Source organism: Balneola sp. EhC07 (assembly GCF_001650905.1).
Lineage (GTDB): Bacteria > Bacteroidota > Rhodothermia > Balneolales > Balneolaceae > Balneola.
In genome coordinates, this window is the sequence record NZ_LXYG01000020.1 from 1 (window position 1) to 25,737 (window position 25,737).

Genomic DNA, 25,737 nt, shown 5'->3' on the forward strand with positions numbered 1-25,737 from the left:
TGATAGCACATATATTTATGAATGGGATTTTAAAGAAAATATTACAAAAAAAATTCATGCGTATTCAGGCTCTTTTTATACCCCAAAAGTATTTTTTGATAGAGCAAATGATTTATATTTTTTAAACTTGATTAATAATGTAGATATATATCGAAACAATCATACTGAATTATCTTCTTTTGGAGACATGGATGGATTTATGAAAAAAATTATTCATAAAGAAGATACTGAATACTTTGTTTTAGATACTTACGGTATAAGAATATATTTAATAGACATCCTTTCAAAGAATAGTTCAGAAATATTTCATAACAGGTTTTTAAAAGATATTGTTCTAGTAAATAATCATAATATACTTGTCTCTAATAATTCAAGTGTTAGTAGCCCCTATTCTTCTGAAATTTTCTTTTTAAATAGAAACACACATTCCGTTTCATTACAAAAGAATATTAATAACAAAATACTTTCTTTGAGCTATAACCCCAATCTTGATCAATTAATTATGAGAAATCCTTCTGGGTATAGTTTCTATGACTTTAATAATTTGTGGGAATGGGTTGATAATTGACTCAAACAACCCCAATCCCATCCGGTTCCCACCACAGATCGGGTGTTTGAGCATTACTCAGAAATTCAGTTTTAATTCCGTTAATATTTTCTCTGGTTCGATAAACCGTTTGCACTGAGTTGCCAAATCTACTCTTCAGCTCTTTAACCTTATTATGATCTCCCACAACCCAGTTTAGCACAAATTCCTGATCGGGGAAGTCATCGGTTTCCTGAACCAGAAAATCATCCAACCATGCCTGATCCCTTTCAATGGCTTTATTGAATGCAAACTGATACGCCAGATTTTCTTTGGGCTTTTTAAGCTGAGGATTGTTCAGCCAGAATTCCTCTACATAATCGGTAAAGTGACATTTTACTTTTGAAAGAGTGAACGGACTAACAATGACAGCTACAGAACGACAACCTTTCCCTCCGTATCTGAACACCGCTTCGATCATATCTCTCAAGGTTTCAGGCTCTTCATTATCCAGATAGGCTATGGAGAATTTAGCTGTCCGAATTACAAACTCTGTGTTGTCATTTACAGCATTTAGCTTAAAAAGCTCTTCTTGAACAGGGACAACAGATTCTTCCGAGCCCGCAAACAGAACTTTATCAGCTTGCAGATCTTTGAAATCGGCTAACTCTGTCGAGTATTGAATTTGAATATCAAGATCAACTTCATCCATCATCTTCAAAAAACTTGATAACAAATACGGATCTTTTTTCGAGAGTTTTCCATAATAATCAGCACCGGATAAAATTGTACCTAGTGCATCTTGAAATCCCACCAAGGGAAGATTCCCCGCATGCAAGCAAAGAACTTTTTGTCCTACTGAATTTTTTATTTCTGATAATTCAACCCGCTTAGCCCATTCTTCAACCTGTCCGGAATCCACTTTCTGCTTTAATGTTCTAATCTGAAATTTAATGTCTTCAAAACTGAACATACCTTCTTCCACCGTTTTATCAATGGCTTTTTTTAGCGATAAATTATCGGGTTGGAGCCATTCCTTTGTAGCTTGGGAGACTTTTTGGATGTGATCTTGGAAATTATTTTCCATTGTTTCATTCATGTTGACCCTCCCCTTGTTCCCCTCCTTTGAGGGGAAACTCGTTGTTTGAGTTCAGATAATTACAGCATTCTATGCTTTTGTGATTCTGGGGCATTTCTTCAATCCTGGTCGATGAGAAAATTACAGCCTCGTAAATTCTTTGGATTCCATCTGCCTAAAACCTGAAATTGATTCTCAGCATTCATAATGCCTTTATCCCCTGTTAAAATAAACGAACAGGAATAGAAATTTGCCAGATCCGTCACTCCTATCAACCCTTCTTCTCCTTGTTCAACTTCCTGCATCGGGTTTTCAGGATTTCGAATACTTACATGCATCCAGGAAGGACAATCAAACCATTCGGAACCTCGACTATATGCCTGACTCAATAATTCTGTCATGCCGTATTCTGAATGGATCTGCTCCAGAGGCAATCCAAAGTCCTTCGCTAACTGTTCATGAAGAGCTTGTTTTGTCATTTCTCTTCTGAATGTTTTCATACCACCCGTTTCCATCACAATGGTATCTTTTGCAAGATCAACATTACTGCGTTCGGCCAAGTCCAGAAGTCCGAATGCAGCGCCGAACAGCATCAGATTTTTGCCTGAGGCTCTGATCTTATCTATTTCACTTTGGAGCAACGATTTATCCAGTTCCAGAAACTTACTGTGACCTGAATCTTCTCTTTCTATCAATGCATTCAGCATCCACACCAAAGAAGAATTGGGACTGGAATTATAGCCCGGAGTGTACGCCCAAATCACATAATCATGCAGATCGTAGAATTCCCACATTCCATCAAAAATCGACTGTTTATACAGATCTGGATCAACAACAATATGCTTACTTCTTTGCATCCCTGAAGTACCACTACTTTGAAAAAACTGATAGCCGTCAGCTGACATATTTTTCTTAGATGTCACTATTTCTTTCTCTTTGAATGCCTGAATGGGTAAAAGCGGGATTTCTGCAATATTTATAGAACTAGCAATCCCAAGAGCTTTGCAGAATCGTCCGTAAACAGGATTATTTTCTGATTGGTATTTAAAGATGTTGAGTGCTTTTTCTTCGAAAGAAACAGACTCATCAAATATTTGGTAGGGCTCGAATTCCAAGATTTTAGAAAAAGATACTTGCCGTTAAACTTGTTGCTGTATTAAAATTTATGTTTCCGGGATTACCGAATCTAAATGAACCTTCATCTGAAATGGTAAAATTACCCTGAAGTTCGATTCCAACACTTAAACTTGAATTAAAAAAGTATTCAGCACCACCTCCAAAACCTGCCAAAAAATCCACAATAGCATCACCTGAATTAGGAAATCCAATGATAGCTCCTCCTCTAAAACTCACAAACGGAACTGCTTCAACAGGATCTGATAAATAGAACTTAGGACTCAGTCCCAAAGACAGATCACTTCCACCGTCTTGTGCAGCAATAAAAGAAACAGAAGGCGAAAGTGTTGCTGTTTCACTCACCCATATTGGCAATAGAAATTCAAATTGAGATGATTGAATACTTGCTGTAACTCCCCACGTTTTTTCTTCTTGTGCTTTTACTATAGTTGTGGATAGAAGGATTATTATAAGCGTAATTAATTTTTTCATAGAAATGATTTTGAAATTTTTTAACGGAAGTAAAGATAATTTTTTAACCCAGGAGGAGGATTACTTCCTTCTCCCCCAATATAAATATCATGATATGCGATAAATGAACCCGCCTGAAGAAAAACTCTATAAAAACCGGGAGCAATTCGTTCGCCATTCTCATCAAATTCATCATTATTATTTAGAAGAGTAGCTAGCTGTACACTATGAATTCCAGCTGGCTTATTCTGATCTTTTATCATATACACCTTTCTAAATTTCCTTTCTATTTTACTTTGATTTGGCAATGGGACATCAGACTGATCCAAATATGCTGTTTCATACCAAAGATTTATCGAGGTTGCTACAGGTAATTGGAATTGAACTGTAGCGGAACCAGCGAACGGATTTGGGTAAGGTATATTTAACTCGAAACTATTTGGTGCGTATGGCAGTTCTTCATCTGATAATTCTACCTCTTTTTTCTTTCTTATACCATTCTTATCAGAGCTGGGATTCCCCCAAACACCAATGATTTCTAAAGATTCAGACGTAATATAGATTCCGGTTACTTTATTTTTCCCTTGAGTTCCGGGAGTAGTAGCAAATGGATTATCACAATTAGAAAAGAAAAGTACTATAGAAAAAAATAAGAGATAGCTATACTTCACTTTTATAAAGATATTTTTAATAAAGAGTTACTTGTTAAGATAAAAATATCATCATCAATCACCATTATTTTAGTAACTAGTGTTTCCGATTTAAAATCATATAAGTTTTTTATCTGTCCTTTTCCGTTTGATTTCAAAGAAGAACCTTGAATTAAATAAACTATTTCGTCTTTGTAATAAAAAGTATTACCTCTCTTAGCAGGATAAAACGTCTCATAAAATCCATTTCCTGAAAGCCGATGTATAAACCCTGATTTACGATCTAAAATAAAAACCTTATCACCCGAAATTTGAATTCCATCAACTGATATTACCTCTGAAGGAATCGGAATTTCATCCAGCATTGAGCCGTCTTCATTATACTTTCCAAGTGACCCGGAGCCATCATTATAAAAAATAACTTCCCCAAACTTGTTCACTCCTAAAAACATTGGATTAATTTCTGATCCGGTTTGGAATTGCTCTTTAGCTTTAATGGAACTCAGATACTGCCAGCGTTTATCAAAAACCTGAATCCTGTTATTTCCTTTATCAGATACAAATAACTTCAACCCGTTTGTGGTTGCAATATCCACAGGATTGTCGAATTGGTAGTTGCCGCTCCCTCTTTTTCCATATCTCTCGATCAGCTTTCCCTCAAACCCCAATTTAAGCACACGGTGTGCTCCGGCTTCAACGATGTAAATAGCATCGTTTCCAAAAGTAAAAGAAGTCGCTTTATTTAAACCGGTATATAAAGTATCAACAGAATTTTGTTGGGCGAACGCTGAATTTGCAATTAAAACACTCAAAATCGCTATGAGGTACAAGCGACTCATGCAAGGCGTTTTATTCCTTTTGCTCCAATATCATTTCTGAAAAATGCTTTTTCGAAGCTGATCTTTTTTACCTGAGTGTAAGAATTATCGATGGCTTCATGCAGGGATTCCCCTTCCCCAACGATATTTAAAACCCGACCGCCATTTGTAAGAAGCTTTCCATTTTCGATCTTGGTTCCGGCATGGAATAAAATACCACTGTCAACTTTATCAACTCCGCGGATCTCTTTGCCTTTGTCGTAGCTTTGTGGATATCCACCGGAAACCATAACAACCGTACACCTGTATTTATCGTCCAACTCAATATCTGTTTCTGATAATCTTCCTTCCGTACAAGAAATGATCACCTCCAGCAGATCGGATCTCATCGCGGGCACGATCACCTGACATTCAGGATCCCCGAACCGACAGTTATACTCAACAACTTTTGGTCCATCTTTTGTGATCATCAAGCCTACGTAAAGAATTCCCTGATATGGATTTCCCTCGGATTTCATTCCGGATACTGTAGGCTGAATAATTTCTGACTCAACTCTTTTAAGAAGTTCTTTTGTTACGATCGGAGCCGGAGAGTACGCTCCCATCCCACCTGTATTTAAACCGGTATCACCTTCTCCAATACGTTTATGATCCTGAGCATTGCCGATCACTTTGTAGCTGTCTCCATCGCAAATAGCAAAGACCGAAGCTTCTTCGCCTTCCATAAACTCTTCGATCACTAATCGGGAAGCGGCATCACTTAACGATCCGTCCTGAAGTTCTTCCAGTGCTGAAATAGCATCTGATTCATTTTCAGGGATCAGAACTCCTTTTCCTCCGGCTAAGCCATCAGCTTTTAGAACTACCGGATACTCGCCCTTTTCTATGATATATTCCGCAGCCTTGTCAAATTCATCCTGGCTGAATACTTCATATCCTGCTGTTGGGATGTCGTGCCTTTTCATGAAGTCCTTAGCAAATTCTTTGCTTCCTTCCAGCATTGCTGCTTGTTGCTTAGGGCCAAACACAGCATGACATTTTTCTTCCAGAAAGTCAGCGATTCCTTCAACAAGAGGCTGTTCAGGTCCTACAATTGTTAAATGAATAGAATGGGCTTGTATAAATTCCCAAACCTCATCAAAATCTGAAGCATTAAGTTGCACATTTTTTCCCAACGATTCTGTTCCGGGATTTCCCGGAGCAATAAAAAGCTGTTCAAGTTTTGGAGACTTTGCTATTCCCCAAGCCAGTGCATGTTCTCTTCCTCCGCTTCCCAACAAGAGTACATTGTATTTCATGATTCAGGAAAGTTTTTCGGCAATAGAAATAATTTCAGAAAAGCTGTCGGCTTTTAAACTGGCTCCGCCGATCAAGCCTCCGTCAACATCCGTCTGCGATAATAGTTCTTCAGCATTTGCCGGTTTCATACTTCCACCATACAAGATTCGGATGGCTGATGCTGTTTCTTCATTGTATAAAGCGGCAATTTCAGCTCTAATAAAAGCATGCATTTCCTGAGCTTGTTCAGGTGAGGCGGTTTCTCCAGTTCCAATTGCCCAGATAGGTTCGTAAGCAATTACAACATCTAAGATCTCACTATCTGAAATATCTTGAAGTGCTTTTTTAACTTGATCAGAAACTACATCAAAGTGCGTGTCTTTCTTCCGTTGATCCAAAGATTCTCCCACACAAACAACCGGAGCTATTTTATGTGATAATGCCGTATGAGCTTTTTTGTTTACCGTTTCATCGTTCTCACCAAAGTATTGGCGACGTTCAGAATGTCCGATGAGTACAAAATTACAACCACTTTCTGCGAGCATAGTTGCACTTATTTCTCCGGTGAAAGCTCCGTTATCTTCAAAGTGAAGGTTTTGAGCGCCGACCTGAATGTCCGAGTCGTGAAGATATTTTACGGCCATTCCAAGAGATACAAACGGCGGACAAACCAATACATCTACTTCCTCTGATATCTCATTTTTTGCAGATCTCAATCCCTCAAGCAATTCCGCGGCCTCAAAAGGACCTCCATTCATCTTCCAATTTCCGGCTATTAAAAACTGCCTTTCGCTCATTTAACTTTCTATTTTTGATTGATTGATCACGGTGTTCATTCCTTGAATTACATCTGTAAATTCTGAAGCAACATACTTCCGGACAATATTTCCATTTTGATCAACTAAAATTCTGGTTGGTACGTCAGTAACATTAAAGGTCTCGATCAGTTTTTGGATATCAAAAGTACCAAAAGCAGCAACTCCCCAATGCTTTACACGTTCTTCAAAAAATGCATTTACGGTCACTTCACTTCTGTCGAGAGGAATAGTAAATATCTCCAGATCATAGTTTTGATAGATCTGGTGGATCACCACAGTACGATCGTATTGATCCTGATAAAGGCGACTTGCAACCGGTGTAATTTCAATTATATAAGGCTTTCCAATTAACGTTGATGAATTAATGGAATCTCCTTCCTGAGTCGCAAACGAGAAGTCAGGAACTCTGAAACCCGGAGCCAAATAAGCCAGATCATATCCAATGTTCTTTGCCCATTGCATTGCATTGGTTTTACTGTTGTACTTCTTCTCAAATATTTCAAGAGCCGACTTAGCTTCATCCACCCTTGAGCTATCATATAAAACTTCGATCTTCTTTTGATCCAGACCCAAAATAAGATCTTCACGTTCTGTAAGTTCTGAAAGTGAATCCAGATACGATATTCCTTTGTCCAAGCCCTTTTCTTTAGCTATATATGGAAACCCGAAGCTAACGGCAGCAAAAATAGCATCCTCACTGGTAAGAGCGTCATTGATTCTCTGCATCATCATTGGCTTATCAATTGTATTAAGCAATCTGGCAGATTCTGAAGCTGCTAAGTTCGCAGCTATTGTTTCAGTATGCTTTTCATGGATTTCCCAATACAGATCACTCCATTTTAAAACCTCATCATAAATAAGAGAATCTTCAATTGCGCCTGCAGCAATATATGCGGCTACTCTTTTAAAACCCCGGTCAACCCGATCAAAGGTTTCCATTGCTCGATGCTCTCTTGAATCTAATTCAAAATTAACATTTAAGGCCGGTAGCACTCCTGAAAAAGTAAGAGTGTCATTGTCGGCTAGTATAAACTGAGTAGTTGCAACCTGATTTCCATTTCTGTTAAAGAAAACCGGATAGATTCCTTTTTGAGGAAACTCCACTTTTCCCTTAACGATTCCATTTGCATTAGTTGCTTTATTGAAAATTGTATCAACTTTACTTGTAGCACTTTCCTGATAAGTGATTATCAATTGAATGCCCGAATAATCTTTTGAATCATCAACAGAATCTGCAACAGTTATTGTTCCATTCAGATAGGCCGTCTCGAATTCCGGATCGTTGCTACAACTAGCAAGAGCATATGCAAGAAAAACTAAATAAAATATATTTCTGATCTTCATAATAGTTTGATTCACCTAGAATCAATTTTGTAATTTTTTTGAAACCATTTCTGTAACTAATTTCGGGTTGGCTTTACCTCTAGATGCTTTCATAGCCTGTCCCACAAAAAAGCCCATCAATTGTTTTTTTCCTTCCTTATATCTTTGTACTTCATCCGGGTTATTCGCAATTATTTCATCAACAATTGGCTCTAAGAAACCCGAATCTGAAACTTGTATTAAATTCATCTCTTTTGCTAATTCTTCCGGAGATTTTTTATTGCCTAACATCGCATTAAAAATATCCTGCATAGCAGATGAATTGATCTTGTCTTCCTCTTTAAGTTTTACCAATTCAGCTAAGCGTTCAGGGGTAACCGAAAACTCTCCGATATCGATACTCTGCTCATTCAAAACTCTCAAAACTTCACTCAAAACCATATTAGAAGCTGATTTTGGAGATTTTGTGAACGAAACAACTTCTTCAAAGTAATCTGCCAGATACCGACTCTCTGTCAAGGTAACCGCATCATTTTCGCTCATAGCATATTCTTCCATGAATCGCTTTTGACGTACATCAGCCAATTCCGGAAGCTCTTCTTTTATGTCAGCGAGCAATTCTTCAGTAACAATTACGGGTGGCAGATCCGGTTCCGGGAAATACCGATAGTCATGAGCTTCTTCTTTTGAGCGCATCACTCTGGTCTGATTTTTTGTAGTATCCCATAATCTGGTTTGCTGAACTACTTCACCACCTTCTTCGATCAACTCGATCTGTCTGTAAATTTCAAACTCAATGGCTTTTTCAACATTCCGAAAAGAGTTCATATTCTTTAACTCAGTTCGGGTACCAAATTTTTCTCTTCCTCTTGGACGAACAGACACGTTTGCATCACAGCGCAAGCTTCCTTCTTCCATATTTCCATCACAGATCTCCAGATACTGTACGATTTGCTTGATCTTGGTCAAATAAGCGTATGCTTCCTGTGGAGTTCTTAAGTCCGGTTCTGAAACTATTTCTATCAGCGGAGTACCTGCACGATTCAGATCCACTAATGTGTTATAAGGATCCTGATCATGTATTGACTTCCCTGCATCTTCTTCCATGTGAATGCGGGTAATCCCGATTCTTTTATCATACTCATCCAGTTCAATATCAATAAAACCGTCGAAACAAATGGGAGTGTCGAATTGAGAGATCTGATATCCCTTTGGAAGATCGGGGTAGAAATAATTTTTTCGGGCAAAAATGGATTTCGGAGCAACGCTACAATCTGTTGCCAGTCCCATTTTAATGATATAGCGAACTAAGTTCTCATTAATAACCGGTAACGTTCCGGGGTGTCCCAAGCAAAGTGGTGAAACCTGTGTATTCGGAGCTTCTCCATACTGTGCTGCAACCGGTGCAAAAGCTTTACTTTTGGTTAATAATTGTGCGTGTACCTCAAGGCCAATTACTGCCTCAAACCGTTCATGGGCAATTGTGCTCATTTAGTCCTGTTTCAGAATCGTGATTTATGAAGGGTAAAGATATTAAAGTAAATACTTAGATAGTAAACTTAATATGCATTACTTGTGCTGTTTTAGTATGTTCTTTTAGAATAGTGGTTTGGTCATCATCTTCACTACGAATTTAATTTCAAAAAGGATAAGCATGTCTGAAAAAGTGAAAATTTCAACAAAGAAATACTTCGCTGTATTTGCGGTAATATTCCTTGTAGCTAATAAAGCTTTTGCTTATCAGGAAGAAAACCCTGTAAGTCTCCAATCTTTTGTCATTGTAGACTCGCTTGCAATTTTAGAAAAAGTAATACCTCATGATATCAATCAAGACGGACATACTGACTTAGTTTTCCAGCAAATATTTAACAAAAATTCCCCGGGCGATAAAAAAATTGATATAAAGTATATAAAGGGAACTGAGAACGGTCTCGATTTTAATAATGCTTTCACTTTACGATCAGCTTCAGATATTTCTAACTTTTTCTTGTCAGATTGGAACAATGATGGTGATACAGATTTAATATTTACAAAGACCCGAAAAGAAGAAAATGGAAGTACTTATAATGATGTTATGGAGATACAATTGCTTTCAGGAACCAAAACACTTGAAACCATTTCATTTCGGGTTCCTTATCAGATCTATCTTGGGAATGCATCAAAAGCAAAGGAGCTCAAAAACTTAAAAGACATGGATCTGGATGGTTTTCCTGACATGGTTTTAATTGGGTTTAGCCACGTTACAATTGGGTGGAATAATAAGGGAGGCGAACCGGAATTTGATGAAATAACAAACTTTGGTTTTAATACTTATTCCTCAAAAATACTCGACTATAATCAGGACGGCTATCCTGATTTCATAAATGATGATCAATATTGGAAAGAACCTGTTGTGCATCAGAATAATAGGAACAGAACGTTCACAAGAAAATCAATAAATCTTCCAAAATGGTCTTTTTCTGATGAGTCTTCTCTTTACTGGAATTTTGAACCATTATGGCTGAATGAAGATAAATTTCCTGATCTTATGGTTCAAAAAACCAATCAAGGTTTAACGAATGCAACTTATATTATTTATGAATTTGAGGAAAGCAGCAACTCATTTGTAGAAGCAGATTATCAAATTAAGTCTGAAGATCTGGGCTTACTTAAAGCCTTCCATTTCAATAATGATGGATTAACCGACTTTATCGAGATAAGAGAAGGAGGGCTTAGGTTAAGGGTCAGTAATCAAAATAGCGAATACAATACGTACCAATTAAATTTTGAAACCAGATACGGAATAAAGAATATTTTCAAGTTTGATGGTGATGGTGATGGTGATTTGGAAGTATTCTTTTCGTTCAATAATGGAAATCTTCTTTATCAAGCTTCAAATGAATTGCTTTTAAATAATGAGCGACCCAGTTCAGTTTCATTCAATTATATTTATGAACAAGAAAATTCTCTCGCTACCTCATGGGCTCCAAGTAGTGATATAGAGTCATCAGAAGGACATATTGAATATTTGATATCAGTAATTTCTGAAAAAGATTCTATCTCTATTAATACCAACTCTACTTATTTAAATATTCTAAACTTACCTAAAGGCACTTATCAAGTTAATGTAAAAGCCTTAGATCCATTGGGGTTATACTCAGAAAGTGCAGTTTCTGAACCACTTGTAATCACTTCAAATCTTCAAGAATCTTTACCTTTCAAGTTTAACCTTTATCAAAACTATCCGAATCCCTTTAATCCCACTACAACGATTCAGTTTGAATTAGATAAATCTACTTTTACAAAACTTGTGGTATATGATGTACTTGGAAGAAAAGTTCAGGAATTAGTGAATGAAATTCGTCCGGCAGGTCCCAACACTATTGAGTTCAATGCCACCAATTTAGCCAGTGGAGTATACTTATACAGATTGGAAGCGAATGGAGTTGTGCAAACTAAAAGACTCACGCTGATCAAATGAAGAGGCTTTATTTTATAATACTTTTCTGTTTGTTTGGCTCATCAATTTCAGCTCAGGAACGCTATTTTCATGAATTAAAAGGGTTTGAAGATTCTACCGATACAACTCAACTGTTCTTTCAGATTCATGAAACTCCCGAAGAAGGAGAGCAGTTCAATTACCGATATGATCATATCTATCACTTTGATGTTGTAACTAACACTTATTACAAGCTCTTCAATAATTATTATGAAGAATGGACTATTCCGGGAATGTACACGGCAAGTTATACCACCGACTACCATTTTTTTGATAGTGATCCTTCTAAGTGGATAAGGATGACTACAAATGGAGAAGGCTCTGCCCCTTCGTTTCATGATCATAGAAATGCCGGCTTTGGGTTTCCTTTTCCAATTATTATTAAAGCTCAGATGAATAATGAATTTTATTACGCTGCTAATAAATTTTTACTGAGTATCGCAAATGATTCGCTTTACTATATCACAGACGACTTTACTGTACCATTCTCACCCGATAGTTCAAAGTGGCCTTATTTTGATGACGATGATTCAGGTTATGATGAGATGATTAGCTACTTCGACAGTACTCATTTCGATTATAGTCTTTTGGATATTCATCCGAATAATGATTCTCTTTATTTCGGAATTGATGGGAATGGACATCTATTCAGAAGCGAAAAATATTCTTCTGATTTTGAACTAGCTGACTCTTCTATGTTTTTTTCAGCCTTATTTTTTGATCAAAATCCGAGCTATATATATGGCAGGAATGCAAATATGCTAAGAATTTCGAATAATGGTGGCATTCAAGGCTCATGGGATAAAATTACATTACCTGAAAACCTAAACAAATTACTTTTTGTCTCTACAGATACTTCAATCTCTGGTAGTTTGTTCATTTCCGATTCCGCTTCTGTCTACCACTCTTCTGATTATGGGAACAGTTTCGAAATGCTTCTGGAATTCGATTCTCAAATTACCGGACTCTACAAAAAGCCAGATTCGGATATTTTATATGTATTGACACGAACGGATCTTTACAAGGTAGAAAACGGTCAACCAACTTCCATCAAACAAGTTCCGGTTAGTAATGAAGAATCTCCTGAAATCCCGAATGCGGTTTCTCTAAAACAAAACTATCCGAATCCTTTTAATCCAACCACTACAATAGAATACGAACTAGATAAAACTACATTTACCAAACTGACCGTGTTCGATGTACTTGGAAGAAAAGTTCGGGAATTGGTAAATGAAATTCGTCCGGCAGGAACCAACACCGTTGAATTTAAAGCCACCAATTTAGCTAGCGGCGTATATCTGTACAGATTGGAAGCAAACGGCGTTGTTCAAACTAAAAGACTCACGCTGATCAAATGAAAAGGCTTCTTTTCACCATATCGTTTGTGTTTTTCAGCTTTCCATTGATTGCACAAGAATCAAACCCCAATTTCTTCCATGATCTAAGTGGTTTTGAGGATTCCACGGGAACAACACAATTATTTTATCGACTGTATGAACCTAAAAATAGAATATGTTCTTATCAGGAAGACGGCCAAACTTATACAACTAACATAAACCCATACAAAAATCACATTTATCATTTAAACACCGAACTTAATTCAGATTCAGTTATTCTAAGAGATTACGTTCAACTGTCTGCCTTTTGTCAGGAAGTACCATATAAAATCGAGTCTTATATTTTCGTCGATAATAAGGTCACTAAACCGGTAGCTATCTATGAATCTATTTATGGTTTGAGTGGCAATGCTACTTTAGAAACTTATGACGAAAACATTTTCCAAATCGGAATTGCCAACCCGCTTGGTTTAAGTTATCAAAAAAGTACAAACAGTCTGATTGTTACATCTCCTATTTACGAAATATTAATAAAGGCTGTTTCTGGATATGACGCTACTCTCAAAAAAACCTACCGATTTCCTCTAAACCAAGACAGTTTATGGAATGAAAAAAGTTACTATGATGATTATCCGGATTCACTCTTAATTGACTTCTCTGTTCTTGGAATTGTTGATTATGATGATGAAATCTTTATCGGATTTAAAGATTCAAGTCTAGTATTGTCTTATGATTCAGGAGATACTTCCGAGGTAATCATTGATAATTTTTTTGAAAAATATTCCATGCTTGATGTTTCATTTGAGCCACTAATTATACCACCCTCAAAGGTTTTTTACCTTAGGAATAAGGCAAATTATATTGGAAATGGTATTACTTCCGACATCATTAGAGTTAAAAGATTTGTAATTTTTGATGGTTATGTCTGGGAAGATGATGAGTTATTGGAAAATTCTGAAAACAAAAGAATATCTATAGACTACTCAAACCCTGATCATCTATATTTATCTGATACTACAAAAGTTTTCTTCTCTGAAGATTACGGCGAAAACAGGCAGGAAATTCTGGAATTTGAGGCAGAAGTAACCGGTCTCTACAAAAAACCAGATTCGGATATTTTGTATGTGCTTACTAAAACTGATCTGTACAAAGTTGAAAACGGTCAACCTACCTCCATCAAACAAGTTCCGGTGAGTAATGAAGATACTCCTGAAATCCCGAATGCGGTTTCTCTAAAACAAAATTACCCGAACCCATTTAATCCAACGACAACTATTCAATTTGAATTGGATAAATCCACCTTCGCCAAGCTAACTGTATTTGATGTGCTTGGCAGGAAAGTACGGGAATTGGTGAATGAAATTCGACCGGCCGGAACCAACACCATTGAATTCAACGCCACCAATTTAGCCAGTGGGGTTTATCTGTACAGATTGGAAGCAAACGGCGTAGTTCAAACTAAAAGACTCACGCTTATTAAGTAACTATGAAAACTTTCAAGCTAGTTATTTCTTTGATATTTATGCTTCACCTGACAACCTTGGATAGCTATACTCAGGAAGTAACTTATAATAACCTGAAAGGTTTTGAAGATTATTCCTCAAACTCACAGCTGTATTATGTGAAAAGACATACTACTCCTTGTGATAATGGAATAGAACTAGTTAGAGAATCAAATATTTACCATTTCGATACTTCAAATTCTTCAGATTCATTACGATTTAGAGGAACAAGCAGACAAAATAATTATGAAAACTGCTATAATATTGGATATAAGGATTTGACAGATTTTCATATTGGAAAAGCTGATTCAAATTTTGTAATCAATTTTAAATTCGGAACACATAAATATTCAAGTAATGAAATATACGGATCACTAAGGATGTTTGACCCGGGTCTATTAATTAACTTTATCAGACATCCATATTTACGCGATAAACTCTTAATAGAATATTTAAGCTATTCAGCAGGGGAAGGAAATAAAACCAATGAGCTTTTTTTCAATTATGAAGATGATGAGAATCCAGCTGATACCTTATATTTTTCTTCCAGTTTAGGATATAGATTTTTAGAACCATCCATCCAACGCTCTGATAGTACTATTTTTATACTTGAGTCCGATTCCTTGTTTTTAACTAAAGACCTTAACAAAGCTACATCGCTTAGTTTACCAAATGTCATTAATTTTATAGATTCTTCAAATGATTCATTGAGCATTTACGGTGACTCTCATTTAAATATCTATCATACTAAAAATTCTGACCTCTTTTATTGGTTTGTTGATCTTAAAGATTCCCAAAATGATTCGGTTCAAACTTACTTACTGAAAAATTCTGCTAAAGGGGAAATTGATAACTGGGAAGTTTCTTCACTCTTTACAGATATTGAAGACGCCTCCTTGAATACCAGTTATTATGCTGTTTCTTCAGATTCAGTACTTTTTGCATCTGTGGGAACCAAATTATTTCAGTCGGTAAATGCCGGAAACAGTTTTAATTCTTTCATTACTTTCGATCATACTATTACCGGTTTATATGCTAAACCTGATTCTGATATCCTTTATGTATTAACCAAAAAAGCACTTTTTAAAATTGAAAACGGACAACCTACTTCCATCAAACAAGTTCCTGTTAGTAATGAAGAATCTCCTGAAATCCCGAATGCGGTTTCTCTAAAACAAAATTATCCGAATCCCTTTAATCCAACCACTACTATTGAATTCGAACTGGACAAATCCACTTTCACCAAATTAACAGTGTTTGATGTGCTAGGCAGAAAAGTCCGGGAATTGGTGAATGAAATTCGTCCGGCCGGAACCAACACCATTGAATTTAACGCCACCAATTTAGCCAGTGGCGTGTATCTATACCGATTGGAAGCAAATGGAGTTGTGCAAACAAAGCGATTAACATTGATCAAGTAATTCAATATTGAATATTCATTGTTGGATATTCAATATTCATCTGTTCCATAAAGCTGCTGAGTGATACAATGAATACTCCCCTGTCCCCAAACCAGATCAGCACATTCAATTCCGATGATTTCTCTATCAGCAAAATACTTTTTAAATAGATCCAGCGCTTGCTGGTCATACCGTTCATCATACAGAGGAACTAACACACATCCGTTTCCCACATAAAAATTAGCGTAGCTTGCCGGTACAAATTCTGAGCCGTCTACCGTGGTTCCTTCAATTTTGGTTTTGGGAAGAGGCAGTGTCTCTATATTCAATTTACCACCGCTCTTTAATGTAGCAGTTTGAAGGATCTCCAGATTTTTATGAAGAGCTTTGTAATTGACATCATCTTCATCTTCACAAACCATTGTTAGCACAGTTTCCTCATTCAGGAATCTAGTCAGATCATCAATATGACCATCGGTATCGTCACCAGCTAATCCTGATTTGAGCCAAATAATATTTTCTGCACCTAAATAGCTCTTAAGATTTTGTTCGATTTCATCCTTAGTCAATTTGGGATTTCTATTCGAATTCAGAAGTACCGACTCTGTAGTCAGTAAATCCCCAACTCCGTTCACATCAATGGAACCGCCTTCTAAAACCATCTTTGTGGATAATCTTTTAATCCCAAAAAGCTCAGAAATGAATTCAGGAATATTATTGTCGGAATCCCAGGGCGGATATTTTTCTCCCCAAGCATTGTATTCCCAGTCTGTAATTACAAAGCTGTTTCCATCTTTCACAAAGATCGGTCCGCAATCCCTTGCCCAAACATCGTTTACCGGATACACTTTGATGAGAACTTGTTTAGCATCAACTCCTTCAACTTTAAAAAGCTTTAAAACCCTACTTAGTACTTCGTTATTTTCTACTAAAAGTAAAATTTGTTCGAACTCAGAAAGGCTTTTTATGATATCAAGATATACTCTTTCAACTCTTTGAAGTCTCTCGTCAGGCCAGGTCTCTTTATTTGATGGCCAATGAAGCAAAGTTGCAGAATGCTTTTCCCATTCAGCAGGCATTAAAAGGTTATTCAAATTCTGTTCGATATTCATGATTCCTTGTTCACTATTCGATATTTAAAATCAGTCAATCAACCTTTTCATGATTCCATCATAAACATCAATTCTACGGTCTCTGAAGAATGGCCATTCTCTTCGCTGACTTTCTATGGAGTTAAGATCGACCTCTGCAATAACGATTTCTTCTTTTTGTCCACCCTGTTTGAGAATTTCTCCAAATGGACCTGCGACAAAAGAGTTGCCCCAGAACTTGTTTCCTTTTTCTTTTCCTACTCTGTTTGTAACTGCTACAAAACATCCATTAGCAATAGCATGACTTCTCTGAATAGTTATCCAGGCATCCATAAATATTTTTTTCTGCTTTCTGGTTTCTTTCTTCAGCATTCCAATCGCAGTTGGATAAAAAATGATCTCAGCGCCTTTCAGAGCTGTTATTCGGGCGGCTTCAGGATACCATTGATCCCAACAAATGAGCGCTCCGATCTTACCAAAAGCCGTATCAAAAACCTGAAATCCCGTTTCTTTATCACCCGGAGTAAAATAATATTTCTCGTGAAAACCGGGATCGTCCGGAATATGCATCTTCCGATAGTTCCCTAAAACACTTCCATCTGCATCTATTACTACCAGTGAGTTATGATAAACCCCCTGAGTTCTTTTCTCAAAGAATGGAGCTATTAGCACAACACCTAATTCTACAGATAAATCACTAAGCTCCTGAACCAGCTTTCCGTCAATTGGTTCTGCCCAATCAAAGTTTTTTTCATCATGCTGATTGCAGAAATAGATAGTATTAAAAAGCTCCTGTAGACAAATAATATTGGCCCCTTCTTCAGCAGCAGATCTTATCAATACTTTAGCTCTTTCTACATTTTGTGATGGGTCTATTTCACAATAAGTTTGTATCAAACCCAGCTTTATTACTCGTTTTTCATTTTCCATATCTAAAGTTACAAATTATCCGCTTTTTAAGGATTTTATTTTTCATTCAATCTTTAAAACCACTATGAATATTTAGGTATTTAATCATCCTTCCCTTAATTAAAAAAGCGCTTCCACAAACTTTCTTTAATGCCTAAGAAATTAAGGTTTAAATGGTTTTTTACTTAAAATTAGACAAGTAAATCCTTAACTTTAAGGCTTCACTTAAAACTTCATTATTAAAAATGACACCTAACTACGACAAGCACCCTAAAAGCAAGATCGGATTAGACTATTTAGGACTGGAGAGTAATAAAAATGTACACTGGAATTTATCGCCGGCAGAATTGTATGAAAGAGCTATTGCACGAGGAGAAGCTTTTCTTACTAAAGACCATGCACTGGTAGTACACACCGGGAAATTTACCGGTCGCTCCCCTAAAGACAAATTTATTGTTGACCAACCTTCCATTCATGATGACATAGATTGGGGTGATATCAATCAACCAATTTCTGAAGAAGTATTTGATAAATTATTCAAGAAGGCTCAGAATTATCTTTCTGATAAAGAACTCTTTGTAAAAGATCTGCATTGCGGAGCTGACAAAGCTACGCAACTTCAGGTGAGAGTAGTTAGTGAAGTTGCTTATCACGGGTTATTTGCTCATAACATGTTTCGTCGCCCAACTAACGATGAGCTTGTGAATCATGAGCCTGAGTTTACAGTAATGGCAGCACCATTTCTGGAAGCAGACCCGACTGAAGACGGTACAAAATCCAGTACATTCATAATTTGTAATTTTGAGAAGAAGATCATCCTAATCGGAGGAACATTATACTCCGGAGAAGTTAAAAAGGGAATTTTTGGGGTAATGAATTACCTGCTTCCTAAAAAAGGAATTATGGCAATGCATTGTTCCGCTAACCATGATGAAAATGGTAAAACGGCTGTTTTCTTTGGTTTATCCGGAACGGGAAAAACAACACTTTCTGCCGATCCTGAAAAAACACTGATTGGTGATGATGAGCATGGCTGGAGTGATGATGGTGTTTTCAATTTCGAGGGTGGTTGTTATGCAAAAACGATCAATCTTTCTGAAGAAGGCGAGCCAATGATCTACGCAACCACCAAAATGCCGGGTACTATTTTAGAGAACGTTATTCTGGATGATAATCGCGAACCGGATTTCGATGATGTAAGTCTTACTCAAAATACCAGATGTTCTTACCCGATCGATTTTATTCCTAATGCCAGCAAAACCGGAACGGGCGGACATCCGGAGAATATTATTTTCTTAACTGCAGATGCTTTTGGTGTGCTCCCTCCTATTTCTAAACTGACACCTGAACAAGCTATGTATCACTTCATCAGTGGATACACAGCAAAAGTAGCAGGAACTGAACGTGGTGTTACTGAGCCTCAAGCTACTTTTTCAGCTTGCTTTGGTTCTCCTTTTATGCCTTTACATCCTACTGAATATGCTGAGTTGCTTGCTGAAAAGATCAGAAAGCATGGATCTCAAGTTTGGTTGGTAAATACAGGATGGACCGGCGGTGCTTATGGTGAGGGTTCCAGAATGAAGCTTTCTCATACACGCAGAATGCTTAGTGAAGCAATAGCAGGCAATCTTGAAAATGCAGTTTATACCAAGGATTCGATTTTTGGGGTTGAAGTTCCAACTGCTGTAGATGGTGTACCTTCTGAAGTACTAATTCCAAGAAACACCTGGAAAAGTGCTGACGAATATGACATCAAAGCGAAAAAGCTTGCCAAAATGTTCGTAGACAACTTTAAGAGGTTTGAATCTGAAGCTAGTGATGCATTATTGGCAGCAGCTCCAAAAGGAGACTGAGTTTATTTAATTTCAGTCTGAAGTCTTTCAAAGCCCATTCTGTTCAGGATGGGCTTTTTTTATTTAAATGAATTAATACGTATTTTATGATAAAATTCATACGTATGAAAACGAAACTTACATTAAGCCTCGAAGAAGATGTTATAAAGCAGGCGAAAGCTTACGCAAAGGATCAGGAAACTTCGATTTCTAGCCTCGTTGAGAACTACCTGAAAGTCATTACTTCTGCTAAAAGAAAAGAAGGAGAGCAATTAAAAATTGAAGAAGAATCTGTGAATTACAAATCTGAAAATACTCCTATCGTTCAAAGGTTGAGAGGAATTCTTGATCCAGATAAAGTTACAGGTCACGAACGCTATGATTATTTAATGGAAAAACATAAATGACTAAGACATTTATAGATTCTGATATTTTCCTGGATGTAATTCTAGATCGAAAACCTTATGCAAAGAATTCCTCTAAAATATTTGATCAAGCCATTTATAAAAATATATCTTTGTACACTTCTGCCGTTTGTTTTGCTAACATTTATTACATAGCTAGCAAAAACATAGGAAAGGTAAAAGCAAAAAAGCTAATTACTGAATTCAAAACATTATTTGAAGTAATTCCTACTTCTGATCGGGCTATCCATTTAGCAATACAATCTTCTTTTACTGATATTGAAGATGCAATTCAATATTTCACGGCTCTAGAAAACAGATTAGATTTGATTATAACCAGAAATAAAAAACACTTTAAATTATCTGAAATACCCGTACTTAGTCCGACTCAGTATTTAGCAACTTTGATCTAATCTTCTACCAACTCGTTCAGTTTATCCAGATTATCCTGAACACGGAGTGCATCAATGGCTTCGTGAAGATCACCTTTCATGATGTTATCTAAATTATACAGCGTAAGATTAATTCTGTGATCGGTAAATCGTCCTTGTGGGAAATTATAAGTCCGGATCTTAGCGGAACGATCCCCTGTAGAAACCTGACTTTTTCTTTCGGCCGCTCTCGCCTTTTCTTTCTTTTCCAGTTCAATATCATACATCTTTGAACGAAGCATGGTCATTGCTTTCTCTTTATTCTGATGCTGTGAACGCTCTTCCTGACATTCTACTACAATTCCGGTTGGCTCATGCGTAATTCTGATTGCGGAATCCGTTTTGTTTACATGCTGACCACCAGCTCCACTTGCCCGAAAAGTATCAATTCTCAGATCTGCTGTGTTGATATCAACATCTACTTCTTCTACTTCAGGAAGTACTGCTACCGTTGCAGCTGATGTATGCACCCTGCCCTGACTTTCAGTTGCAGGAACTCTTTGTACCCGGTGAACTCCTGATTCATACTTCATCTTCCCGAAAACTTCATTTCCTTCCAACGAAAACACAATTTCTTTGTAGCCGCCTTTATCTGATTCAGTGATGCTCATTAAACTCATTTTCCAATTTTGAGAATCAGCATAACGTCTGTACATATCAAACAGATCTCCCGCAAAAATAGCAGCCTCGTCTCCTCCCGTACCGGCTCTGACTTCAATAATAGCATTTTTTGAGTCTTCAGGATCTTTCGGAACCAACTTCATTTTGATGTCATCTTCAAGCTTCGCTAATTGCTCCTTGATCTCTTTGTTTTCATCTTTAGCCATTTCGGTGATCTCTGCATCCTCATCCATCTCGATGAGTTCTTTGTTGCCCTCTTGCCTGTCATGCAGATCTTTCCAACTATCGTAATCTTGTACTAATTCTTCGAGATCGCTTCTCTCTTTAGTTAGCTCAGTATATTTATCAGGATCATCAAAAACCGAAGGATCGCTCATTGCTGCGTTCACTTCTTCAAATCTTGATTTTATCTGCTTTAATTTTTCTTCTATATCCATTTACTATCTGTCGAGTACTTTTATTTATAAGGTAAGAATATAGAAGTTAGGAGTTAAGAATCTTTTTTCGATAAGCTCTGAGCATTTTACTTACTTCCATTAGATTTGAGATTAATACTCCTGTCTCAGCATAGTTAAGATCCTGACATAAAATCAAATAGTAATGACACTCTTCCAGCGATCCCTGAGATATATTATAGAATCTGGCTTTATCTTTATCAGTTCTTTTCCTAAATCCTTCAGCGATATTTGCCGCAATTGAAACTGCCGCTCTTCTTAGTTGCGAAGTTAAACCATAAATCTCTGTCTTTGGAAAATTTTCTGACATTCTATAAACATCCAAAACAAATTGGTGAGACTTTTGCCAAACAATCAGATCTTTAAAACTTTGTGCTGGCGTATTATTCATAATATCCTCCTACATTCTAAATTTTACTTTCTGTATCTTAAGTTTAAAACAACCAAAATCTATTAAAGTTGATAAATTCATTAAAAGCAACAACAAAACTCGGTTTTTTAGGGGCCGGACAACTAGCACGAATGAGTGCTCTCGAAGCTTTCAAATTAGGAATTCAGGTTGCTGTTTTTTCTGATCGGACTGAGAACGAACCCGTTCAGTTTATGACTCCATTCTCTACTTCAGGCTCTTTTGATTCTGTTGATGATATGGTTGAATTTGCTAAAGGATGTGATGTTATCACTTTAGAAAATGAGTTCATCAGTTCCGAAATTCTTCAGGAAGTTCAGGATAAAAGCGGTACTCCGATCTTTCCATCCCCAAAAAGTTTTTCACTGATCGAGAATAAGCTGATCGAAAAACAAACCTTTGAAAATGCCGGGATACCGGTTACTCCTTATAAACTGGTTAGATCAGGATCAGATCTGAAAGAATTCGGGAACACACACGGCTGGCCTTATTTGCTGAAATCTTCCAAAGGCGGTTACGATGGTTATGGAAATGATACCGTTCGGGATCTCGAATCAGCAAGAGAAGGATTTGAAAAACTTGGCGGTAACAAAGACCGAGATATATTAGCGGAAGCATTTGTGCCGTTTACTAAAGAAATAGCCGTTCAGGTTGCTCGAAATGAAATAGGAACTGTAGTTTATCCTTGTTGTGAAACGGTGCAGGAGAATCATATTTGTGTAGCTGTTCTGTCTCCCGCTCCGATTGAAGAAAAGTATCAGAAAAAAGCTCAGGAACTTGCTGTAAAAGCAGTTGAAGCTATTGACGGAAAAGGAATCTATGCTTTCGAATTTTTTCTGACAGAAGATGGTAATATTCTTTTAAATGAATCTGCTCCAAGACCACACAACTCCGGGCATTATACTATTGAGGGATGCATTGCTTCCCAGTTTGAAAATCATGTACGGGCTGTACTTGGACTTCCGCTTGGTTCAACTAAAATGAACGCTCCGGCTGTTGCGATGATCAATTTACTGGGAACACATAATCGTCCGACAGAAGCTGATAACATTCAAAAGGGATTAGAAATTGAAAACGGACATCTTCATGTTTATGGAAAAGTACAGAGTAAAGTAGGTAGAAAAATGGCTCACTACACTTTGCTTGGGGATGATTTAGAGAAAATTTTTCATCTAGCTAAAGAATCAACCAAAAATATTGAGATCTAAAACAGAAAACTTGTCTTTAGAAAAAAAGTAAATCTGTGTTCTCGACTAAGTGGGTTTTTCCTGTAAAACTGATCTGTAATATTTCTAAGATCAATACTAAAAGCGAGCTTTTCTTCCCATAAATATTTCTTAAAACCCAAATCCAAAAGAGCTCTGGTATTGAAGTTCGTATCATAACTGTACGTAGATACAGTACCAAATCTCTGCAATCTAATTTCTTTACCATCTAAAGATTCTAAATTAGCCCAACTTGTACGTGACTGTATCTGAAGCCTTGCCCAAATTTTTAAAGAACTTTCAGGCTTCCAATTGATTGAGTATATAAATTTATGCTTTGGTAACATCGAAAAAAACTTCCTATTACCAGAAACTTGTCGGCTCCATGTAAACCTAAGTTCTTGAAAAGTTTTATTATGGTTCAGGTTAATCCTTATTGGAATTCTAAAAAAGTCTGCGCTGTAATTATTAATGAAATCTAACGATTCTGGAAAAATTTCCCCTTTTTCATTTAAGTTCAGATCTATATCAGCAAAGTACTCGTTAACATGCTTTGAAAACACTGCTGAGACTGATAGTAACAAATTCTCTTTTTTTGTTTTCCAACCAAATCTTATATCCTTATAAATAGGGTTGTATGTAAGCTGAACATCATCAAAAGCAGATAGTGTATCGCTACCAAACCCTTTTTTTGCTATCCAATACCATATACTATTGTCTTCAGCTGGTGAACGTTGTGAATAAGAGCCCTCCGTATAAAAAGTATTAGTATTAGATACTTTATAATTCAACCCAGTATGATTCTTTAAGTCATAATCTTCATTTCGACTTAACTTACCGGAATAAAACACGCTAATTTTTTTTGAAAGTTGATAATCTATAAAATAAACAGAGCTAATATTATTCATATTTAATCTGTTTCCTGACAAATCATCCTTCAAAGAAAAAAACTTATACTCTAAACCAATCTGTGCAATTCCTCTTTGAAATTTCTGGTTTATTGATGTTTTCAGGCTAGTAATATCTTGGTTCCAACTAACCCATAGATCATCCTTATTCGGGTAATTTTCTAGTCTCTGCTGATTGTAACCTGCTTGATAAGAAAATGATAAATCCTTAAGTATCTCCCCGTTGCCTTGAATTGAGGCATAACTAAAATTTCTACTTACAGGTACTTCGGAAGTGTAAACCTCTGTATAAATAAAATCTTCCGCTTCAGAAGTACCAGCCAAAATTTCATGGTTAAAAACCTCACCACTATAATCCAGCTTTAGAAATCCTGAGTTCTTAATAATCTTAACTTGACTTGTTGGGGTAACTGTGTGTTTAAAGGGTTTTAGTCGAGCATAGGCTAACAGATTATCTGTTAATGGATGGGTTGTATGTGAGCCTCCAACTTTTATCCCAAATTTGTTATCTCTATAAGATATTTGTCCGTTAATAAATGGACCAATTCGTTCACTATTAGGAGAAATATGTTCTGTATAAGCGTATGGGCCGGGATCTCCTGAATTACTTCCAAAACTAATACTTCCTTCTGATCTTAGCCCCTCTTCATTATCTTTCATATACAGAAAAACCCCTCCTTTTTCTGTAAATACTCCTTCATAAACCATAGGTTTTTCAATTATAACCACAGAATCTAATTGAGAAATATCAAAAGGAATTATATGTAAGCTATTCGTCCCCCATGCTTCTGTTTCTACTTGAACACCGTTTATATAAACCGGCCACCAAGCACCTCCAATTCCTGCAAGACCATTTCTTGAAAATTGAATATTTGCATCATCATTTGTTGAATTGACCCAATTGGAAGAAATAGAAAAAAGATCGAACCATGTTTCTAATTCAATCCTAAGTAAATCCTCTGATTTCCATGTTGTTTTTTGTCCAAAACCAATGTTTTGAAATACTACTACAAAAAAAAATAAAATAATTGATTCCTTCACTTCAATATTTTTTCTATGAAACTTGGAGTTTTAAACACGTGGTAAACCCCAAAGCCAACGTAATTCAATTGTATTTTTTTATTGGTGTAAATAATACTCCGACTAACCTCAATTTGTACACCCCAAAGTTCCGTAAATGAGTACTTTAAGTCGGAACTAAATAAGAATCCTACTTCATTTTCTAAACCATCACTAGCAAATCCTTCTTGAGCAAATCTTTTTTGTTCTTCTGTTAATTCTTCAAAACTAAATATTGAAAAAAGAAGACCAATAGAACCTCCAATACTTACATTTTCTAATATATCTTTACTCAACCCAAAACCGACAGAAAGCTCATAATTTTTAAAGGAAGGAAGCTTCTCTTCTAAATTTGAAAAAGAATTGTATCTACCACTTAAAAACAAGCCTCCCATGTAGAATGGTGTTTCCAAATCTACTTGAAGTGCATTATTACCCTCCCAGAACTCATGAAAATCGGTTCTGTTAAAATTATTCAAGTATGAAAAACCTAAACTGATTTGCTCAAAAGATTCGGTATTTTTTTGGGCAATAATATCATCGTACGATAAAAAAACTATTAATAGCCCTATATATAAGTAAAAATGTTTGAAACGCAATTTTCTAGTTTTTTATCTG

Annotated in this window: 24 protein-coding genes; 9 read left to right on the forward strand and 15 right to left on the reverse strand. The window is 36.5% G+C overall.

Going from position 1 to position 25,737, the window contains the following annotated elements:
- Positions 1-568 (forward strand): hypothetical protein (locus tag A8B79_RS16195; RefSeq protein ID WP_161485181.1); only part of this gene is annotated, 568 nt, incomplete at its 5' end.
- 1 nt (position 569) lies between these two features.
- On the opposite strand, the gene A8B79_RS14605 is transcribed toward A8B79_RS16195, so the two are convergent.
- The 9 genes from A8B79_RS14605 to gatB form a co-directional block, all read right to left on the reverse strand.
- Positions 570-1,625 (reverse strand): acyl-CoA reductase, encoded by a 1,056-nt coding sequence (locus A8B79_RS14605; RefSeq protein ID WP_235603757.1) that lies wholly within the window; start codon positions 1,623-1,625, stop codon positions 570-572.
- 98 nt (positions 1,626-1,723) lie between these two features.
- Entirely contained in the window at positions 1,724-2,719 is a 996-nt protein-coding gene (locus A8B79_RS14610; RefSeq protein WP_066224120.1) for a LuxE/PaaK family acyltransferase, read from the reverse strand.
- Between the two features lie 4 nt (positions 2,720-2,723).
- Positions 2,724-3,212: a hypothetical protein gene (locus A8B79_RS14615; protein ID WP_066224122.1), complete on the reverse strand. Its 489-nt coding sequence runs from the start codon at positions 3,210-3,212 to the stop codon at positions 2,724-2,726.
- Between the two features lie 20 nt (positions 3,213-3,232).
- Positions 3,233-3,862 (reverse strand): hypothetical protein, encoded by a 630-nt coding sequence (locus tag A8B79_RS14620; RefSeq protein ID WP_066224125.1) that lies wholly within the window; start codon positions 3,860-3,862, stop codon positions 3,233-3,235.
- A gap of 2 nt (positions 3,863-3,864) precedes the next feature.
- Positions 3,865-4,680 (reverse strand): hypothetical protein, encoded by an 816-nt coding sequence (locus A8B79_RS14625; protein ID WP_066224126.1) that lies wholly within the window; start codon positions 4,678-4,680, stop codon positions 3,865-3,867.
- A complete protein-coding gene (purD, locus tag A8B79_RS14630) occupies positions 4,677-5,957 on the reverse strand; it encodes a phosphoribosylamine--glycine ligase (RefSeq protein ID WP_066224128.1) in 1,281 nt (426 codons plus the stop codon). Before purD ends, A8B79_RS14625 begins: the two co-directional genes overlap by 4 nt.
- A gap of 3 nt (positions 5,958-5,960) precedes the next feature.
- Entirely contained in the window at positions 5,961-6,734 is a 774-nt protein-coding gene (gene tpiA / locus A8B79_RS14635) for a triose-phosphate isomerase (protein ID WP_066224129.1), read from the reverse strand.
- Positions 6,735-8,099 carry a TlpA family protein disulfide reductase gene (locus A8B79_RS14640; RefSeq protein WP_066224131.1) on the reverse strand — a complete coding sequence of 455 codons (1,365 nt, stop codon included), beginning with the start codon at positions 8,097-8,099 and terminating at the stop codon, positions 6,735-6,737.
- A 21-nt stretch (positions 8,100-8,120) separates the two neighbouring features.
- On the reverse strand, positions 8,121-9,569 hold the full coding sequence (gatB, locus tag A8B79_RS14645; protein ID WP_201118645.1) for an Asp-tRNA(Asn)/Glu-tRNA(Gln) amidotransferase subunit GatB: 1,449 nt from the start codon (positions 9,567-9,569) through the stop codon (positions 8,121-8,123).
- A 163-nt stretch (positions 9,570-9,732) separates the two neighbouring features.
- On the opposite strand from gatB, the gene A8B79_RS14650 reads away from it, so the two are divergent.
- Genes A8B79_RS14650 through A8B79_RS14665 form a run of 4 tightly spaced genes read left to right on the forward strand, consistent with a single transcriptional unit; the run spans position 9,733 to position 15,816 of the window.
- The gene (locus A8B79_RS14650) at positions 9,733-11,538 is read left to right on the forward strand and encodes an FG-GAP-like repeat-containing protein (RefSeq protein WP_066224134.1); all 1,806 of its coding nucleotides are present in this window, start codon (positions 9,733-9,735) and stop codon (positions 11,536-11,538) included.
- Complete coding sequence (locus tag A8B79_RS14655; RefSeq protein ID WP_082894203.1) at positions 11,535-12,914, forward strand: T9SS type A sorting domain-containing protein; 1,380 nt, start codon at positions 11,535-11,537, stop codon at positions 12,912-12,914. Before A8B79_RS14650 ends, A8B79_RS14655 begins: the two co-directional genes overlap by 4 nt.
- The gene (locus tag A8B79_RS14660) at positions 12,911-14,377 is read left to right on the forward strand and encodes a T9SS type A sorting domain-containing protein (RefSeq protein ID WP_066224138.1); all 1,467 of its coding nucleotides are present in this window, start codon (positions 12,911-12,913) and stop codon (positions 14,375-14,377) included. The genes A8B79_RS14655 and A8B79_RS14660 overlap by 4 nt, the downstream gene beginning before the upstream one ends.
- Before the next feature lie 2 nt (positions 14,378-14,379).
- Positions 14,380-15,816, forward strand: coding sequence for a T9SS type A sorting domain-containing protein (locus tag A8B79_RS14665; RefSeq protein ID WP_066224140.1), 1,437 nt, complete (start codon positions 14,380-14,382; stop codon positions 15,814-15,816).
- A 29-nt stretch (positions 15,817-15,845) separates the two neighbouring features.
- On the opposite strand, the gene A8B79_RS14670 is transcribed toward A8B79_RS14665, so the two are convergent.
- Positions 15,846-16,907 (reverse strand): agmatine deiminase family protein, encoded by a 1,062-nt coding sequence (locus A8B79_RS14670; protein WP_066224144.1) that lies wholly within the window; start codon positions 16,905-16,907, stop codon positions 15,846-15,848.
- A gap of 30 nt (positions 16,908-16,937) precedes the next feature.
- Positions 16,938-17,816: a carbon-nitrogen hydrolase gene (locus A8B79_RS14675; protein ID WP_066224146.1), complete on the reverse strand. Its 879-nt coding sequence runs from the start codon at positions 17,814-17,816 to the stop codon at positions 16,938-16,940.
- Positions 17,817-18,040: 224 nt separating this feature from the next.
- On the opposite strand from A8B79_RS14675, the gene pckA reads away from it, so the two are divergent.
- The 3 genes from pckA (at position 18,041) to A8B79_RS14690 (ending at position 20,444) form a co-directional block, all read left to right on the forward strand.
- On the forward strand, positions 18,041-19,648 hold the full coding sequence (gene pckA, locus A8B79_RS14680; RefSeq protein ID WP_066224148.1) for a phosphoenolpyruvate carboxykinase (ATP): 1,608 nt from the start codon (positions 18,041-18,043) through the stop codon (positions 19,646-19,648).
- A 104-nt stretch (positions 19,649-19,752) separates the two neighbouring features.
- A complete protein-coding gene (locus A8B79_RS14685; RefSeq protein ID WP_066224761.1) occupies positions 19,753-20,034 on the forward strand; it encodes a DUF6364 family protein in 282 nt (93 codons plus the stop codon).
- The gene (locus A8B79_RS14690; protein ID WP_066224150.1) at positions 20,031-20,444 is read left to right on the forward strand and encodes a type II toxin-antitoxin system VapC family toxin; all 414 of its coding nucleotides are present in this window, start codon (positions 20,031-20,033) and stop codon (positions 20,442-20,444) included. The genes A8B79_RS14685 and A8B79_RS14690 overlap by 4 nt, the downstream gene beginning before the upstream one ends.
- Here the strand turns inward: A8B79_RS14690 and prfA are convergent.
- Together prfA and A8B79_RS14700 are read right to left on the reverse strand one after the other, a co-directional pair.
- On the reverse strand, positions 20,441-21,514 hold the full coding sequence (gene prfA, locus A8B79_RS14695) for a peptide chain release factor 1 (protein WP_066224764.1): 1,074 nt from the start codon (positions 21,512-21,514) through the stop codon (positions 20,441-20,443). The genes A8B79_RS14690 and prfA overlap by 4 nt on opposite strands.
- Positions 21,515-21,566: 52 nt before the next feature.
- Positions 21,567-21,929 carry a four helix bundle protein gene (locus A8B79_RS14700; protein ID WP_066224153.1) on the reverse strand — a complete coding sequence of 121 codons (363 nt, stop codon included), beginning with the start codon at positions 21,927-21,929 and terminating at the stop codon, positions 21,567-21,569.
- Between the two features lie 68 nt (positions 21,930-21,997).
- Here A8B79_RS14700 and A8B79_RS14705 point away from each other — a divergent pair, with 68 nt between their 5' ends.
- The gene (locus A8B79_RS14705) at positions 21,998-23,155 is read left to right on the forward strand and encodes a 5-(carboxyamino)imidazole ribonucleotide synthase (protein ID WP_076782621.1); all 1,158 of its coding nucleotides are present in this window, start codon (positions 21,998-22,000) and stop codon (positions 23,153-23,155) included.
- On the opposite strand, the gene A8B79_RS14710 is transcribed toward A8B79_RS14705, so the two are convergent.
- Positions 23,152-25,101 (reverse strand): hypothetical protein, encoded by a 1,950-nt coding sequence (locus A8B79_RS14710; RefSeq protein ID WP_066224155.1) that lies wholly within the window; start codon positions 25,099-25,101, stop codon positions 23,152-23,154. The two genes, A8B79_RS14705 and A8B79_RS14710, sit on opposite strands and share 4 nt — an antisense overlap.
- Positions 25,098-25,598 (reverse strand): hypothetical protein, encoded by a 501-nt coding sequence (locus tag A8B79_RS14715; RefSeq protein ID WP_153038455.1) that lies wholly within the window; start codon positions 25,596-25,598, stop codon positions 25,098-25,100. The genes A8B79_RS14710 and A8B79_RS14715 overlap by 4 nt, the downstream gene beginning before the upstream one ends.
- Positions 25,599-25,737 lie beyond the last annotated feature (139 nt).

What these genes read in the sequence shown, in the direction of transcription:
- A8B79_RS14605 (WP_235603757.1), bottom strand. Translation starts at nt 1,625, where the DNA reads ATGAATGAAACAATGGAAAATAATTTCCAAGATCACATCCAAAAAGTC.
- A8B79_RS14615 (WP_066224122.1), bottom strand. Translation starts at nt 3,212, where the DNA reads ATGAAAAAATTAATTACGCTTATAATAATCCTTCTATCCACAACTATA.
- A8B79_RS14625 (WP_066224126.1), bottom strand. Translation starts at nt 4,680, where the DNA reads ATGAGTCGCTTGTACCTCATAGCGATTTTGAGTGTTTTAATTGCAAAT.
- purD (WP_066224128.1), bottom strand. Translation starts at nt 5,957, where the DNA reads ATGAAATACAATGTACTCTTGTTGGGAAGCGGAGGAAGAGAACATGCA.
- tpiA (WP_066224129.1), bottom strand. Translation starts at nt 6,734, where the DNA reads ATGAGCGAAAGGCAGTTTTTAATAGCCGGAAATTGGAAGATGAATGGA.
- A8B79_RS14640 (WP_066224131.1), bottom strand. Translation starts at nt 8,099, where the DNA reads ATGAAGATCAGAAATATATTTTATTTAGTTTTTCTTGCATATGCTCTT.
- gatB (WP_201118645.1), bottom strand. Translation starts at nt 9,569, where the DNA reads ATGAGCACAATTGCCCATGAACGGTTTGAGGCAGTAATTGGCCTTGAG.
- A8B79_RS14650 (WP_066224134.1), top strand. Translation starts at nt 9,733, where the DNA reads ATGTCTGAAAAAGTGAAAATTTCAACAAAGAAATACTTCGCTGTATTT.
- A8B79_RS14655 (WP_082894203.1), top strand. Translation starts at nt 11,535, where the DNA reads ATGAAGAGGCTTTATTTTATAATACTTTTCTGTTTGTTTGGCTCATCA.
- A8B79_RS14660 (WP_066224138.1), top strand. Translation starts at nt 12,911, where the DNA reads ATGAAAAGGCTTCTTTTCACCATATCGTTTGTGTTTTTCAGCTTTCCA.
- A8B79_RS14665 (WP_066224140.1), top strand. Translation starts at nt 14,380, where the DNA reads ATGAAAACTTTCAAGCTAGTTATTTCTTTGATATTTATGCTTCACCTG.
- A8B79_RS14670 (WP_066224144.1), bottom strand. Translation starts at nt 16,907, where the DNA reads ATGAATATCGAACAGAATTTGAATAACCTTTTAATGCCTGCTGAATGG.
- A8B79_RS14675 (WP_066224146.1), bottom strand. Translation starts at nt 17,816, where the DNA reads ATGGAAAATGAAAAACGAGTAATAAAGCTGGGTTTGATACAAACTTAT.
- pckA (WP_066224148.1), top strand. Translation starts at nt 18,041, where the DNA reads ATGACACCTAACTACGACAAGCACCCTAAAAGCAAGATCGGATTAGAC.
- A8B79_RS14685 (WP_066224761.1), top strand. Translation starts at nt 19,753, where the DNA reads ATGAAAACGAAACTTACATTAAGCCTCGAAGAAGATGTTATAAAGCAG.
- A8B79_RS14690 (WP_066224150.1), top strand. Translation starts at nt 20,031, where the DNA reads ATGACTAAGACATTTATAGATTCTGATATTTTCCTGGATGTAATTCTA.
- A8B79_RS14700 (WP_066224153.1), bottom strand. Translation starts at nt 21,929, where the DNA reads ATGAATAATACGCCAGCACAAAGTTTTAAAGATCTGATTGTTTGGCAA.